This window comes from Crenobacter cavernae (genome assembly GCF_003355495.1).
Lineage (GTDB): Bacteria > Pseudomonadota > Gammaproteobacteria > Burkholderiales > Chromobacteriaceae > Crenobacter > Crenobacter cavernae.
Genome location: NZ_CP031337.1, coordinates 1,626,169 through 1,640,659, shown reverse-complemented (window position 1 = coordinate 1,640,659; position 14,491 = coordinate 1,626,169). Strand labels below are relative to the sequence as shown.

13 protein-coding genes are annotated in these 14,491 nt (G+C 65.4%); 5 read left to right on the top strand and 8 right to left on the bottom strand.

The window, feature by feature from the left end:
* Positions 1-20: 20 nt before the first annotated feature.
* The 8 genes from fliD to DWG20_RS07875 all read right to left on the bottom strand — a co-directional run bounded on the left by fliD (position 21) and on the right by DWG20_RS07875 (position 10,354).
* Positions 21-2,069, bottom strand: a complete 2,049-nt coding sequence (gene fliD, locus DWG20_RS07910) for a flagellar filament capping protein FliD (RefSeq protein ID WP_115433297.1) — start codon at positions 2,067-2,069, stop codon at positions 21-23.
* A gap of 33 nt (positions 2,070-2,102) precedes the next feature.
* Positions 2,103-2,507 (bottom strand): flagellar protein FlaG, encoded by a 405-nt coding sequence (locus DWG20_RS07905; RefSeq protein WP_115433296.1) that lies wholly within the window; start codon positions 2,505-2,507, stop codon positions 2,103-2,105.
* Positions 2,508-2,574: 67 nt separating this feature from the next.
* Positions 2,575-4,068, bottom strand: coding sequence for a flagellin N-terminal helical domain-containing protein (locus DWG20_RS07900; RefSeq protein WP_181880874.1), 1,494 nt, complete (start codon positions 4,066-4,068; stop codon positions 2,575-2,577).
* A gap of 187 nt (positions 4,069-4,255) precedes the next feature.
* Positions 4,256-4,987, bottom strand: coding sequence for an S-methyl-5'-thioinosine phosphorylase (locus DWG20_RS07895; protein ID WP_115433294.1), 732 nt, complete (start codon positions 4,985-4,987; stop codon positions 4,256-4,258).
* A 108-nt stretch (positions 4,988-5,095) separates the two neighbouring features.
* Positions 5,096-5,638 carry a hypoxanthine-guanine phosphoribosyltransferase gene (locus DWG20_RS07890; RefSeq protein WP_115433293.1) on the bottom strand — a complete coding sequence of 181 codons (543 nt, stop codon included), beginning with the start codon at positions 5,636-5,638 and terminating at the stop codon, positions 5,096-5,098.
* Positions 5,639-5,697: 59 nt separating this feature from the next.
* Positions 5,698-6,567, bottom strand: coding sequence for a UTP--glucose-1-phosphate uridylyltransferase GalU (gene galU / locus DWG20_RS07885; RefSeq protein WP_115433292.1), 870 nt, complete (start codon positions 6,565-6,567; stop codon positions 5,698-5,700).
* Positions 6,568-6,649: 82 nt separating this feature from the next.
* A complete protein-coding gene (ligA, locus tag DWG20_RS07880) occupies positions 6,650-9,073 on the bottom strand; it encodes an NAD-dependent DNA ligase LigA (RefSeq protein ID WP_220272030.1) in 2,424 nt (807 codons plus the stop codon).
* A 117-nt stretch (positions 9,074-9,190) separates the two neighbouring features.
* A complete protein-coding gene (locus DWG20_RS07875) occupies positions 9,191-10,354 on the bottom strand; it encodes a cell division protein ZipA C-terminal FtsZ-binding domain-containing protein (RefSeq protein ID WP_115433290.1) in 1,164 nt (387 codons plus the stop codon).
* Positions 10,355-10,532: 178 nt separating this feature from the next.
* Between DWG20_RS07875 and DWG20_RS07870 the strand changes: the two genes are divergently transcribed.
* The 5 genes from DWG20_RS07870 to DWG20_RS07850 all read left to right on the top strand — a co-directional run bounded on the left by DWG20_RS07870 (position 10,533) and on the right by DWG20_RS07850 (position 14,489).
* Positions 10,533-10,991 carry a MarR family winged helix-turn-helix transcriptional regulator gene (locus DWG20_RS07870; protein ID WP_115433289.1) on the top strand — a complete coding sequence of 153 codons (459 nt, stop codon included), beginning with the start codon at positions 10,533-10,535 and terminating at the stop codon, positions 10,989-10,991.
* Positions 10,988-11,530: a cytochrome b gene (locus DWG20_RS07865; protein ID WP_115433288.1), complete on the top strand. Its 543-nt coding sequence runs from the start codon at positions 10,988-10,990 to the stop codon at positions 11,528-11,530. The genes DWG20_RS07870 and DWG20_RS07865 overlap by 4 nt, the downstream gene beginning before the upstream one ends.
* Before the next feature lie 53 nt (positions 11,531-11,583).
* A complete protein-coding gene (locus DWG20_RS07860) occupies positions 11,584-12,135 on the top strand; it encodes a YceI family protein (protein WP_115433287.1) in 552 nt (183 codons plus the stop codon).
* Positions 12,136-12,180: 45 nt separating this feature from the next.
* Positions 12,181-12,753, top strand: a complete 573-nt coding sequence (locus DWG20_RS07855) for a YceI family protein (RefSeq protein ID WP_115433286.1) — start codon at positions 12,181-12,183, stop codon at positions 12,751-12,753.
* A 338-nt stretch (positions 12,754-13,091) separates the two neighbouring features.
* The gene (locus tag DWG20_RS07850) at positions 13,092-14,489 is read left to right on the top strand and encodes an amino acid permease (RefSeq protein WP_115433285.1); all 1,398 of its coding nucleotides are present in this window, start codon (positions 13,092-13,094) and stop codon (positions 14,487-14,489) included.
* The last annotated feature ends 2 nt before the right edge of the window (positions 14,490-14,491 follow it).

Below are 14,491 nucleotides of genomic sequence, written 5' to 3'. Positions count from 1 at the left end.
CCTCGCAATTACGGCTTTTCTTATGAACTCTTGCTCAGCCCGGCCAGTTGCTGGGTGAGGAAGTTGCTGGTGGAGGTAAACTGGGACATCAGCGTATCCAGCGCGTTGAACTGCGCTCGATAGCGTTTTTCGATGTCTTGAAGACGGCTACTCAAAGAATCCCGCTGCTTGCCGATATCTTTCGCCGACTTGTTCAAGCCTTCCGTACGCGCAGCGATCGGGCCATTCTTGCTGTCGAGCAACTCTGTCAGCACCTTGTCGAGCGCGATCGCGAAACCCTTGGTCACCGTCACCGTCCCCCGATCGCCTGTCGCGCCGCCGGTGATTTCCAGCTTCAGGCCTTCTACAGGCGTCCCCACCGCACCGGTCAGCGTCTTGCCGTCGCCGACGGCGGCATGGCCTCCAATGGTACCCGAGACGCTGGTCCCGCCGGCCACGCCGGCGCCCATCGCAAACAGATTCAGCGCGCCCGCGCTCGTATCCAGGCCCGTCAAGCCGCCGTCCGTCACCTCCACCGTCGAACCGCTGCCGGTCTTCTGCGAGCTCAGCACCAGCTTGCCGGTCACGCTGTCGACGGTCACGCCGACCTTGGCGCCGGCTGCCGTCAATTTGCCATCGGCGTTGATCGCATTCTGCACGGCGGTCGCGAGGGTAGCCGGCGTATAGTTTCCGGTGCCCAGGCTGATCGGGTCGCTCTGCACGCCGTCGATCTTGACGGTAAAGTTCGCCGCCGTATTCAGCGTGAAAGACGCCGGCACCTTGTCGGCGCCGAGCAAGACACCGTTCTGCAGGTTGGTGAGGTTGACCGCATACGTGCCGGTAGCGGTCTTGCTCCCCGCCGAAACGAAGCGCACCTGCGAGTCGGTAGGCGCCGCCACCGAGCCGAACAACTTGGCGATGTCTTGCGGATTCGAGTCGATGGCCTTCTGCAGCTTGGTGCTGTCGAGCTTCATCGAGCCGTCGGCATTGAAGTTGATGCCCACGTCCGCCGGCACGCGGAATGCGCCGCCGACATCCTGTGCGACGTTGAATGCGTTGCGAATCTGGGTGCGCAGCGTACGGATCACCGACTCGCCGTTCAGCGCCGCCGCCTTGCGCGTCTCGCCCTTCTTGGGTTCGGAAGGATCGAAGGAACTCGAGTCGTTGAGCGCCTTGTTGAGGTCGTTGAACGCCTTGACGAAGCCCTCGAGGGTTTTCTTGATGCCCGAGGTGTCCTTCGCCACCGACAGGCTCACCGGTGCATCGCCGCTCTCTTGCGCCTTTTTCAAGGTCAGCGTCAGGCCATCGACCGCATCGCCGACCACATTCGACGATTTCACGATGGCAATGCCGTCGAGCGTGAACTTGGCGTCCTTCGCCGCCTGCACGCTCGACAGGTTGGCCGAGGTCGTGGCCGTCGTCGCGCTGAACGTCCCGTCGGTGAACAACTTGTCGGCGTTGGTCAGCGAAGTCAGGCTCGCGTCGTTGCTCGCGACCTTGAGCGCGTTCTTGGTGCCCGTGTCGTTCGAACTGTAAACCAGTTTGTAGCCCGAGCCGTCGTTGACGATGCTGGCGGTCACGCCGATATTGGCCTTGTTGACCGCGTCGCGGACCCCTTCCAGCGTTGCCCCCGTAGGGGTCGCGACGTCCTTGTACGACTTGTCGCCGTTCAGCGCAAAACCCGCGCCGCCGTTGTCGGTGCCGAAATAGAAGCGCAGCGTCCCGCTGCCTATCGCCGACTTGCTGCTGCTGAATGCGGTGCTCGCCAGCTTCTGGTTCTGGGCCAGCTGATCGACCTTGATCGACAAACTACCGACCGCCGCCTGGTCTCCCGCCGAAACGTCGACCACGTCCTTGTTGCCGCTGCTGGCCGTGAGGCTCGAGAACTTGCTGACGTCCTGCAGCGCCTTGGTCGCCGTCTGGAACGCCGACACCGCCCCCTTGATCGAACCCAGCGCGGTCACCTTGGCCAGATACGAGGCTTCCTTGACGGTCAATTGATTGAGCGGCTGCGACTCCACCGCCATCAGCTTGGACACCAGGTCATCCACCTGCAGGCCGCTACCCAGACCGCCGACACTCAACGCCATCTTCTTCTCCTAAACGCAAGCCCTGCCCGGGCTTCAGGCCTTCTGCTCGATCAGCACGCCGAGGAGCTTGTCCAGCCCCTTGGCGAGCTTGAGCATGTCTTCCGACGGAATCTGGCGGATGACTTCGTCGTTCTGCTTGTCGATGACCTTGACGACGGTGACGCCGAGGTCGTCGTCGATCGAGAACTGCAGCTCGCTAGTGTACGCGGATACGGCCTTGCCGACCTTCTCGACCGCCTCGGTCAGGGCTTGACGGTCGGTACCGGCGCGCGCTCCGCCTCCCGCTTCGGCGTTGCCGAGCGCCTGCACCGCCTGGGCGGACACCGGCACGGTCGGCGCGCTGCTGCGCGGCGTCGGCAGCGGCAAGGAACGGCCGGACACGTCGGCCGTGGGGAGGGGTAAGCCGCCGGCGGGCGACAGAGGGGTCAGACTGGACATGGACACGCTCCCAAGGAGAAAAACCCGGCCACAGAGTGCGACCGGGTTTTGTCATCACGACATTCGCTTAGCCGCGCAGCAGCTGCATGACCTGCTGCGGCAGCTGGTTGGCCTGCGCCAGCATCGCGGTACCGGCCTGCTGCAGCACCTGGTTGCGGCTCAGCGTGGCGGTTTCGGAAGCGAAGTCGGCGTCGCGGATGCGGCTGCGCGAGGCGTTCAGGTTTTCCGAGGTCGACTGCAGGCTGGTGATGGCCGAGTTGAAGCGGTTCTGCGTGGCACCCAGCGACGCGCGCTGCGAGTTGATCGCGGCCAGCGCGCCGTCGATGATGTCGATGGCGTTGTTGGCGCCGGTGGTGGTGCCGATGCTGATCGACGCGACGTTGGTCAGCGTCGAGGCGTTGGCGGTCGTCGCGCTGAACAGGCCGCCGGCGGCGGCCGAGGTCACCGTATAGGACGCGTCCGACTTGAAGCGCAGCGTGCCGCCGACGGTCGACGAGTCGGTCGCGGCGCCGCCGGTCAGGGTGATCGCGCCGCCGGAGGTTGCGCCGCTGAAGGCATTCAGGCCCTGGAAGCTAGCCGTTTTGGTCGCGCCGGAGTTGTTGAAGTCTTCGATGTTGATATCGTCGCCAGTTTCGCTGGTCAGCGTGATGCTCGACTTGTTGCTGCTCAGCGCGGCGGTGATGCCGGTGCTCGCGCTCTTGGCGTTGATCGCGTCGGACAGCGTGGAGAGGTCGCCGGTGCTGGCCACGTTGGCCGAGATGGCCACCGCCGTGCTGCTGGAGCCGTACAGGTTCATGGACACGGTACCGGCGGAACCGAGGGTGGACAGAGTCGCCTGGGTGCGCGCCTCGGCGGCCACGCCGGTCGACGCGGTGGAGCCGTTGATCTGCGCGGCGACGGTGCCGGCCGACGCACCGGCCGCCGGGGTGACGGTGGTGGTGCCGAGCGAACCGGAAATGGTCAGCACTTCGGTGCCAAGCGTCGTGTTGGTCACCTTGGCGGCGCCGGCGGCGGTCGCGTTGCTCAGGGTACCGGTCGCGGTCAGGTTGTTGGCGCCGAGACTGGTCGCCTTGGCGCTGTTCAGGCTGACCGACAGGTTCTGGTTGGCGTTCGCGCCGACCTGGAAGGACTGGGCGGTAAAGGTGCCGTCGAGCAGGTTCTTGCCGTTGAACTGGGTGGTCGACGCGACGCGGGTGATTTCCTGCGTCAGTTGCGCGACCTCGCCCTGCAGCGCGGCGCGGTCGGTGGCCGAGTTGGTGTCGTTGGCCGACTGCACCGACAGCTCGCGGATACGCTGCAGGTTGTTGGAGATTTCCACCAGCGAGCCTTCGGCGGTCTGCGCCAGCGAGATGCCGTCGTTGGCGTTGCGCTTGGCCTGGTCGAGGCCGCGGATCTGGCCGGACATGCGCTCGGAGATGGCGAGGCCGGCGGCGTCGTCCTTGGCGCTGTTGATGCGCAGGCCGGAAGACAGGCGCTGCAGCGAGGTGGAGAGCGCGTTCTGCGAAGCGCCCAGGTTGCGCTGCGAGGTGAGCGAGGAGACGTTGGTGTTGATCGTCAGCATGGGTATTGCTCCTGTGTTTTTGAGTCAGCTGAACGGGCGTTTGCTGCCGACTGCCGCCGGTGCTCTTCGCCTACCCTCACCTTATCGGCATGGCGCGCGCCGACTTTAGCACCCGGAACACATTTTTTTCACGCGGACAAAAAAGCTCGGCCAACCTTGCAAGGTTGGCCGAGCCTTGTACCGGCCATCAATCGTGGCAGAGTGTGGCGAGCAGGCTTTGTACCTTGGCCAGGCCCGCCTCGCGCAGGCCCTCGGCGAATTCGACCTGTTGCTGCGAATCCATCTTGCCCGCCGACCAGTTCGACACCACGCACAACATCGCGTACGGCAGGCCGACCTCGCGCGCCAGCGCGGCTTCGGGCATGCCGGTCATGCCGACCATGTCGGCGCCGTCGCTCTCTAGGCGACGGATCTCGGCGGTCGACTCGAGGCGCGGCCCCTGGGTGCAGGCGTACACGCCGCCGGCGACAAAGGCCTGGCCACTCTTGTCGGCCGCCGCGATCAAGCGCTCGCGCAGCGCGCCATCGTAGGGGTGGGTGAAGTCGACGTGGACCACGGGATGGTTCGGCCCTTCGAAGAAGGTGTGATCGCGCCCCCAGGTGTAGTCGATCAGGTCGTCCGGCACCACCAGCGTGCCCGGCGCGAGGTCGTGACGGATCCCGCCGGCCGAGCCGATGCCGATCACGCCCTTGACGCCCATTTCCTTGAGTGCCCAGATATTGGCGCGGTAGTTGATTTCGTGCGGCGCCAGCGAATGGCCGTAGCCGTGGCGGGCGATGAAGACGACGTTCTGCCCGGCGATGCGGCCGAAGCTGAGCGCGCAGGACGGTTCGCCGAAAGGGGTGCGCACCACCTGGCGGTGGGTGACTTCGAGTATCGGCAGTTGGGACAGCCCGCTGCCTCCGATGATGGCCAGCATGATCGCACCTGTTTATGTTGTTTGTATCCGTGGCTAGTGTCGATAAAAAAAGCCCGGAGGGCAATCCTCACGGGCTTTATTTTCAAGGGTTGGCCGAGGCCGGCCGGATCATTTGAGCGCGTAGATCGCCGGCAGGTTGCGCCAGATGCCGCGCACGTCCATGCCGTAGCCGAACACGTAGCGGTCGGGCACGTCGATGCCGACATAGTCGGCCTTGATCGGCTTGGCCTTTTCGATCAGCTTGTTGGCGAACACGCCGCTGTAGAACGCCTTCGCGCCCATTTCCATCACCTTGTCGCGGATCGCGGCCATGGTCTCGCCTTCGTCGAGGATGTCGTCGAGCACCAGCACCACGCGGTCGCGCACGTCTTCCTTCGGCGCCATCTTCCAGTTCAGCTCGCCGCCGTGCGTCTTGTCGCCGTAGCGGGACACGTGCACGTAGTCGAAGTCGAGCGGGAACAACAGGCGCGGCAGCAACTGGCCGGTGAACACCACCGCGCCGCCCATCACCGCCAGCACCAGCGGATACTCGCCGGACAGTTGCTCGGTGATCTCGGCCGCCATGCGGTCGACGGCGGCGCTGACTTCTTCGGCGGTGAAGAGCACGTCGGCGCTATTGAGGATGCCTTGGGCTTCGGTGAGGTTGGGCATAACAGACTCCTGGATGGCAGAGGCGGCGCGTGCCCGGTGCCCGGGTCGCGCCGACGATATTAATTCTTCAACTGTTCGAGATAGGCGGCGAAGTCGCGGCCGACCTCGGGATGCTTGCGGCCGTAGGCGACGGTCGCCTTCAGATAGCCGAGCTTGGAGCCGCAGTCGTAGCGCACGCCTTCGAACGGCAGCGCGAGCACCGTTTCTTGCTTCAACAGCGCGGCGATCGCGTCGGTCAGCTGGATCTCGCCACCGGCGCCGGCGCCGGTGGTCGACAGCTTGTCAAAGATGCGCGGCGACAGGATGTAGCGGCCGACGACGGCCAGCGTCGACGGCGCGACGTCCGGGTGCGGCTTCTCTACGATGCTGGTGACCCGATGACGGCCCTGCGGCGCATCGGTAATTTCGACGATGCCGTAGGAACCGGTCTCCTCGCGCGCGACGGTCTCGACGCCGAGTACCGACGCGCCGGTCGCCTCGTAAAGGCCGACCATCTGCTCCATCGCGCCCGGCTCGCCGTCGATCAGGTCGTCGGCGAGGATGACCGCGAACGGCTCGTCGCCGACCACCGGCTTCGCGCACAGTACCGCGTGGCCGAGGCCGAGCGCCTCGGCCTGGCGGATGTAGATGCAGGTCACCGACGGCGGCAGGATGTCCTGCACGATCTCGAGCAGCTTCTGCTTGTTCTTGTACTCGAGCTCGGTCTCGAGCTCGTACGCCTTGTCGAAATGGTCCTCGATCGAGCGCTTGTTGCGGCCGGTGATGAAGATCAGCTCGGTCATGCCGGCGGCGATCGCCTCTTCGACCGCGTACTGGATCAGCGGCTTGTCGACGACCGGCAGCATCTCCTTCGGGCTCGCCTTGGTGGCCGGCAGGAACCGCGTGCCGAGGCCGGCGACCGGGAACACGGCCTTGGTGATCTTTTTCATGTTCGCTTCCTTCGAAGAGGTCGGGGCGGATTGTAGTGGGTTTGCCCGCCCGCCTCCAGCCTGTTGGCAAAATAAGTCATTGTTATTGAGAGCCTTCCAGCAGCGCCATCAGCGCCGCCTCGTCGAGCACCGCGACGCCGAGTTCCTCGGCACGGGCCAGCTTGCTGCCGGCCGCTTCGCCGGCAACGACGTAGTCGGTCTTCTTCGACACGCTGCCGGCGACCTTGCCGCCTGCCGCCTCGATCAGCGCCTTCGCCTCGTCGCGCGTCAGCGTCGGCAAGGTGCCGGTCAGCACCAGTGTCTTGCCGGCGAACACCAAGTTGGCCGAGCTCGTCTCGGCCGGCAGCCTCGCCAGCAGCTCCTCGCGCAAGCCAGCCAGTGCCGCCAGCTGCACACGGTGCGCGCCTTCGTCGAGCCAGTCGGCGAGCGCGTTGACCACCTCGGCCGGCAGCTTGATTTCGATCACGGCGCGGCGCGGCAGCTCGGCCAACGTGGCGAGGTCGGGCTGCTGCTCGGCCAGTTGCCGCGCGCGCGTCTCGGTCAGCTTCGGGATGCCGAGACGCGCGAGCAGCAGCGCCGGCTCGAGCCTTGCGGCGAGGTCGGCGCGCGGCGGGCGTTCGTCGCTCGGGGCGACGCCTTCATCGAGCAAGGCAGTAAGCGCTTTCTCGTTGTTGGGTTCGGAAAAGAAGTCGGCGATCGCATCGGCGACGATGCCGCCAATGTCGGGCAAGGCGGCGAGCAGGGCGGCCGGCGCGCGGCGGACAATGGCAAGTTGGCCGAGCCAGTCGGCCAGCGTCTTCGCTGTCGACTCGCCGACGTGGCGGATGCCAAGCGCGAACAGCAGCCGCGAGAGTGGCGGCGTCTTGCTCGCGGCGATGCCGTCGAGCAGGTTCTCCGCCCACAAGGTCGCGATCTTGCCGGCCTTCACCGTCTCGGTGATCACGCCGTCGCGCTCGTCGGCTCTGCGCTTCATTTCCAAGAGCTTGTCGAGCGTCAGCCTGTACAGGTCGGCGACGCCGTTCACGTAGCCGAACTCGACCAGGTTCTCGACGTAACGGTCGCCGAGGCCCTCGATGTCCATCATGCGGCGACCGGCGAAGTGCAGGATCGCCTGCGTGCGCTGCGCCTTGCACGCGAGGCCGCCCGAGCAGCGCGCGATCGCCTCACCCTCTTCGCGCACGACGTGGCTGCCGCACACCGGGCAGGTCTTCGGCAGTTCGTACGGGCGGTAGAGCGGGACGCTCGACTCGCTGAACAGGTCGCCGTCGTCGGACGGCTGCGTCGGACGGCGCTCGAGCACGACGCTGACCACCTCGGGGATCACGTCGCCGGCGCGGCGCACGACGACGGTGTCGCCGACGCGCACGTCCTTGCGCCGCACCTCGTCCTCGTTGTGCAGCGTCGCGTTGGTGACGGTCACGCCGCCGACGAACACCGGTTTGAGCCGCGCGACCGGCGTGATCGCGCCGGTGCGGCCGACCTGCACGTCGATCGTCTCGACGACGGTCAGCGCCTCCTCGGCCGGGTATTTATGCGCGATCGCGAAACGCGGCGCACGCGACACGAAGCCGAGCGCATCCTGCTCTCGCTTCTTGTTGACCTTGTAGACGACGCCGTCGATGTCGAACGGCAGCGCGGCGCGGCGCGCGAGCACCGTTTCATAGTATTTCGCCATGCCTTCGGCGCCCTCGACCACCGCCGCGAGCCCGTCGCCGACGCGCGGGATGCCGAGCTCGGCCAGCCATGCCATCTCGTCTTCGTGCGTGTCGGGCGCATCCACGCCTTCAACGCGTGCGACGCCGTAGGCGAAGAAGGACAGGCGGCGGCGCGCGGTGATCTTCGAGTCGAGCTGCCTCAGGCTGCCGGCCGCCGCGTTGCGCGGGTTGGCGAAGGGCTTGTCGCCGCGCGCGAGCTGGTCGGCGTTGAGCGCTTCGAAGTCCTTCTTCAGCATCAGCACCTCGCCGCGTACCTCGAGCAGCGCCGGCGGATGGGGCGTCGTCAGCTTCAGCGGAATGCTGCGGATGGTCCTGATGTTCTCGGTGACGTTCTCTCCGGTCGCGCCGTCGCCGCGCGTCGCACCCTGCACCAGCACGCCGTCGATATAGCTCATGCTGACCGCCAGCCCGTCGAACTTCGGCTCGCACGCGTACTCGACCAAGGCTTGGCCGAGCCCCTTCCTGACGCGTTCGTCGAAGGCGATCAGCTCGGCGTGACGCAAGGCGAAGTCGTCGGCGTCGAGGTCTGAAAACGCGTTGGACAGCGACAGCATCGGCACCGTGTGCACCACCGGCTCGAACGCCGGCACCGGCGCGCCGCCGACGCGCTGCGTCGGCGAGTCGGGCGACCTGAGTTCGGGGTGCGCGGCCTCGAGCTCGGCCAACTCGCGGAACACGCGGTCGTATTCGGCGTCGGGCACGCTCGGCGCGTCGTTCACGTAGTACTCGTGGTTGTAGCGTTCGAGCAAGGCGGTCAGCTCGGCCGCGCGGTCGGCAAGCGCTTGGGACATGGTCATTCTTTGGCTAGGAGAGGCGGTCCGCCATTGTAACGCGGGCTGGGTCGGGGACCGAGGAGCCGGACGCGACAAGGCCGGCATCAAGCCGGCCTCGGGGAAACGCAGAGCGGGTCAGGCGAACAGGCGCAAGGCGGCGACGCTGCCCGGCGCGATGCCGCGGTCGTCCATGCTGCCGTAGATGTGCACCAGCTGGTCGCGGATGCGCGCAAGGCCGGCGTCGGACAGCACGCGGCGGTTGTCGTCGACCAGCTCGGCGTCGAACTCGACCGCCATCCGCTTGGCGAACTCGACCGCGCGGTCGAATACCTCGACGCCGCCGGCGACGCGCGGCACGTCGAACAACAGCGTGAACGCCGGGAACTGGCGGTCGAGCAGCGTGTGCAGGCTGAACGGCACCTGGTCGGCCGACACCAGCGAGTACAGCGTGTTGCCCGAGTCGGCCAGGTAATGGAAGGCGCCGTCGGGTTCGAGCGTGAAACCGGCGGACTCGGCGAAGCTCCTGAGCCGCGTGCCCTCGAGCGGCGAATGCGGCACGACGTTGATGCCGACCAGCACGTCGACGTCGGCGCAGAAGCGGTCGAGTTCGCGCGCGGCGACGATCTTCTGCTGGCGGTGCGGCAGCTTGACCGCCGCATCGTGCTCGTCGGCGAAGCGGGCGACCTGCTGGCAGAAGCTGTCGAGCTCCTGTTCGGTGACCGCACCGCCGCGGTCGACCTGCTGCAGCGCGATGTTCAGCTGCTTGTAGCGCTGGCCCGGCAGCGCCTCGGCCGGCTTCCACAAGCCCTTTTCGGTGCGACCGATGATCTGTACGCGCTTGGCGACGTTGAAACGCGGCAGCGTGGCCAGTTCGTGCGGCTCGGCGAAAGCGACCTCGGCGATAAAGTCGAGCGACGGATCGAGCAGCGACACCACCAGCGCCTGGTGGTCGGCGTTGTCGAAGTCCCTGCCTTCTGCAATGTCATCTTCCTCTTCAGGCGGCAACGTCAGCGTGACCGGTTCGTGGCGTGCGGGGGCCGGCTCGTCGTCGAGGCTGGGCAGCGGCTCGTCGTCATCCAGTTCCGGCGCGTCGCGCACCAGCACCGGCTCGAGCCGGTCGGCCTTCACGCCGTCGCGCACATTGTTCTTGGGCACGTCGAGCAGCACGTCGGGGTGCGAGCGCGCGAAGGACTGGCGCGTCTTCTTGCGGAAACGCCATTCCTGGAACACGTTGAAGCCGTATACCAGGGCGATCACCGCCACCCCCAGTACCAGCAATCCGATCTGCAATTCGCTCATTACACTCTGCGCCCGAAATTTTGTGTTCGTTATTATAACGAGCGGCTGCGGCATCGGCACAACAGTTGCATGACGCCGCTTAACAGGATTTAACAAAGCCGTATTTAGATAGCACGTAGCAGTCTTGCCATTTAGTTCTAATTAGAACTATCATGGTGTGAACTTTTTGGAGCCGCGTATGCCTACTGCAACTCGGGAGCCGTTCCTGCCGGTGATTCGCGAACTCGTTCGCACCTACCAGGCGTTCGAAACCTTCTCGAACGCACACATCCGCGAACTGGGGCTGACCCCGCCGCAGTTCGACGTGCTCGCGACGCTCGGCAACACGCCGGGCATGACGTGTAAGGAACTCTCGGAACAGACGCTGATCACCAAGGGCACGCTGACCGGCGTGATCGACCGCCTGCTCGACAAGGGCCTGGTGAGCCGCACCGCGCGGGAAGAAGACCGGCGCAGCGTGTTCATCGCGCTGACCGACACGGGCCAGGCGCTGTTCGACCAGATTTTCCCGGCGCACTTGGCGCATATGCGCCAGGCCTTCGCCGGGCTCGACAACGACGATTTTTCGCGCATCTGCGCCGAACTTGCCAAGCTGAGGCGCACGATCGGCCTCGCGATGGAGAACTACAAACCATGACCGCCTCGTCCGCCCGCCATCCGGCGCCGACCATCGTCCTGCACTGGCTGATGGCGCTGTTGATCATCTCCGCCTTCTTTCTCGGCCTGACGGTGGCCGACATGCCGCTGTCGCCGACCAAGTTCAAGTGGATAGGCTGGCACAAGTGGCTGGGCGTCACCGTCTTGGGCCTCTTGGCGCTACGCCTCTTGCTGCGCGCGCTGTTGTCCGCGCCGGCGCTGCCTGAGAGCATGAGTTCGCACACCAAGGCGCTGGCGAAGCTCGGCCACGCCGCGCTCTATGCGCTGATGCTCGCCGTGCCGCTCACCGGCTGGCTGATGAGTTCGGCCTACGGCTTCCCGGTGGTGTACCTGAAGCTCGTCGCGCTGCCGGACCTCGTCGCCAAGAACAAGGAACTCGGCGACGCGCTGCGCGAGGTGCATGTGCTGCTTAACTGGATACTCGCCGCCGCCGTGGCAGGCCATGTGCTGGCCGCGCTCAAGCACCAGCTCGTCGACCGCGACGGGCTCTTGGCGCGCATGAGCCTGCGCCGCTCCTGAATCCCGCGGCCCGGCCGTGCCGGGTCGGCTACCCATCCGCAACCGAGGCAAGCATGAACAAACTGACCCTGATCGCCGGTACCGTCCTTCTCGTCGCGCCGCTGTCCTTCGCCCAGCCGGTGGACCTCGCGCAAAGCCGCATCGTCTTCACGATGAAGCAGCTGAACGTGCCGATCGACGGCGCCTTCACCAAGTTCTCGGCCAACGTCGACTTCGACGCGAAGAAGCCGGAAGCCGGCAAGGCCGACTTCACCATCCAGACCGCCAGCATCAGCCTGCCGACCGCCGACGCGGTCGCCGAGGCGAAGAAGAAGGACTGGTTCAACGCCGCGCAGTACCCGACCGCGCGCTTCGTGTCGAGCGGCATGAAGTCGCTCGGCAACGGCCGCTACCAGGTCAACGGCAAGCTGACGATGAAGGGCGTGACGCGCGACGTGTCGGCGCCGTTCACCGCGCGCGAGGCCGGCGGCGTGACCGTCGTCGACGGCGTGCTGCCGGTGTCGCGCCTCGCGTTCAAGGTCGGCGACGGCGAGTGGTCGGACACCGGCACCGTCGACGACAAGGTAGAGATCAAGTTCCGCGTCGCGCTCAAGCGCGCCGCGTAGTTTCCCCCAGCGCAGTTCAACCGCCCTCTATCCAGGAGCTGAATCATGATGAAACGCACCGTCCTCGCCGCCGTGTTCGCGTCGGCCTCGGCCTTCGCACTCGCCGCACCGGCCACCTACGCGATCGACCCGACCCACACCTACGCCGGCTACGAGCTGAACCACCTGGGCCTGTCGGTCCAGAACGGCATGTTCACCAAGGTGAACGGCACGGTCAGTCTCGACGAAGCCGCCAAGAAGGGCGCGGTCGACGTCACCATCGACGCCGCTTCGCTTAACACCTACTTCGCCAAGCGCGACGAGCACCTGAAGGGCGCCGACTTCTTCAACGTCGCCAAGTACCCGACGCTGACGTTCAAGTCGACCGAACTGAAATACGACGGCGACAAGCTGGCCGAGGTGAAGGGCAAGCTGACGCTGCTGGGCGTCACCAAGCCGGTCACCCTGACCGTGACCCGCTTCGCCAAGAAAGAGCACCCGATGCTGAAGAAGGAGGCGTACGGCGTGAACGCGACCACCAGCATCAAACGCAGCGACTTCGGCATGGCCTACGGTCTGCCGGGCATCGCCGACGAGGTGAAGCTCAACATCGCGCTCGAGGCGATCAAGGCCAGCTGATCGGCCCGAGCCCAACCCAGCCAACCCGCGCCCGCCACGGCGCGGGTTTTTTCATGCCGCGCGCCGCCCTTTCACGATTTCGTTATTTTTCTACGTAATGCCAAAAAATTAGTAAAAATCACTATTTATAAAATTTGATATGGTGAAATCGCAAGGTGTTGACTTCTTATACTAAGGCGTTTTCCTGCCCCGCTTTTCGCGGGCGGTAAGGCTCGGCCCTCCGGTCACCCCGGCAAGGCGAGTCAAAGTCCAAGCAGCCAAACCGTGCTGTCTTTAAAAAAGCGGCGCCGCGGCCCGACCGGCCCGGACGCCCTTCACTGCAATAGAGGAGAAACCTAATGCAGGATACGCAAGACACCTTGCACCGCGGCCTCGAGGAGAGGCACATCAACCTGATGGCGCTCGGCGCCGCGATCGGCGTCGGCCTGTTCCTCGGCTCGGCGACCGCGATCAAGATGGCCGGCCCGGCGATCATGGTCTCGTACGCACTCGGCGGCTTCGCCATCTTCCTCATCATGCGCGCGCTCGGCGAAATGGCGATCCACAATCCAGTCGCCGGCTCGTTCAGCCGCTACGCACAGGACTACCTCGGCCCGCTGTCGGGCTACCTGACCGGCTGGAACTACTGGTTCCTGTGGATCGTCACCTGCATGGCCGAGATCACCGCGGTCGGCGTCTACATGGGCGTGTGGTACCCGGACATGCCGGCGTGGATCTGGGCGCTGTCGGCGCTGGTGATCATGGGCTCGATCAACTTCATCGCGGTGAAAGCGTATGGAGAATTCGAGTTCTGGTTCGCGCTGATCAAGATCGTCACCATCGTGCTGATGATCGTCTCCAGCACAGGCATGATCTTCTTCGGCCTCGGCAACGGCGGCATCGCCACCGGCATCGCCAACCTGTGGTCGCACGGCGGCTTCATGCCGAACGGCGTGCAGGGCATCCTGATGTCGATGCAGATGGTGATGTTCGCGTATCTGGGCGTCGAGATGATCGGCCTGACCGCCGGCGAGGCGAAGAACCCGAAGAAAACGCTCGCGCGCGCGGTCGACTCGGTGTTCTGGCGCATCCTGATCTTCTACGTCGGCGCGCTGTTCGTCGTGATGGCTATCTACCCGTGGAACGAGATCGGCACCCAGGGCAGCCCGTTCGTGATGACTTTCGAGAAGATGGGCATCCCGGCCGCCGCCGGCATCATCAACTTCGTCGTGCTGACCGCCGCGCTGTCGTCGTGCAACAGCGGCATCTTCAGTACTGGCCGCATGCTGTACAACCTCGCGCAGCAAGGCCAGGCGCTGCCGATCTTCGCCAAGGTAGGCAAGAACGGCGTGCCGAACGCCGCCGTGCTGATCTCGGTCGCCATGCTCTTGGGCGGCGTACTGTTGAACTACCTGGCGCCGAAAGAGGTGTTCACCTGGCTGACCGCGATCTCGACCTTCGGCGCGATCTGGACCTGGGCGATCATCCTGTTGTCGCAGCTGAAATTCCGCCGCTCGCTGAGCGCCGCGCAGCTGGCTGCGCTCGAATACCGCATGCCGTTCTGGCCTTACGGTTCGTACATCGCGCTGGCCTTCCTCGTGTTGGTGGTCGGCCTGATGGCCTACTTCCCGGACACGCGCATCGCGCTGCTGATCGGCCCGGGCTGGCTGGTGCTCCTGGCGGGGCTCTACTACCTGCTCGGCTACCACCGCCAGGGCAAGGAAGCGACGCTGGCGACTTCGCGTCAATCGGCTTAATC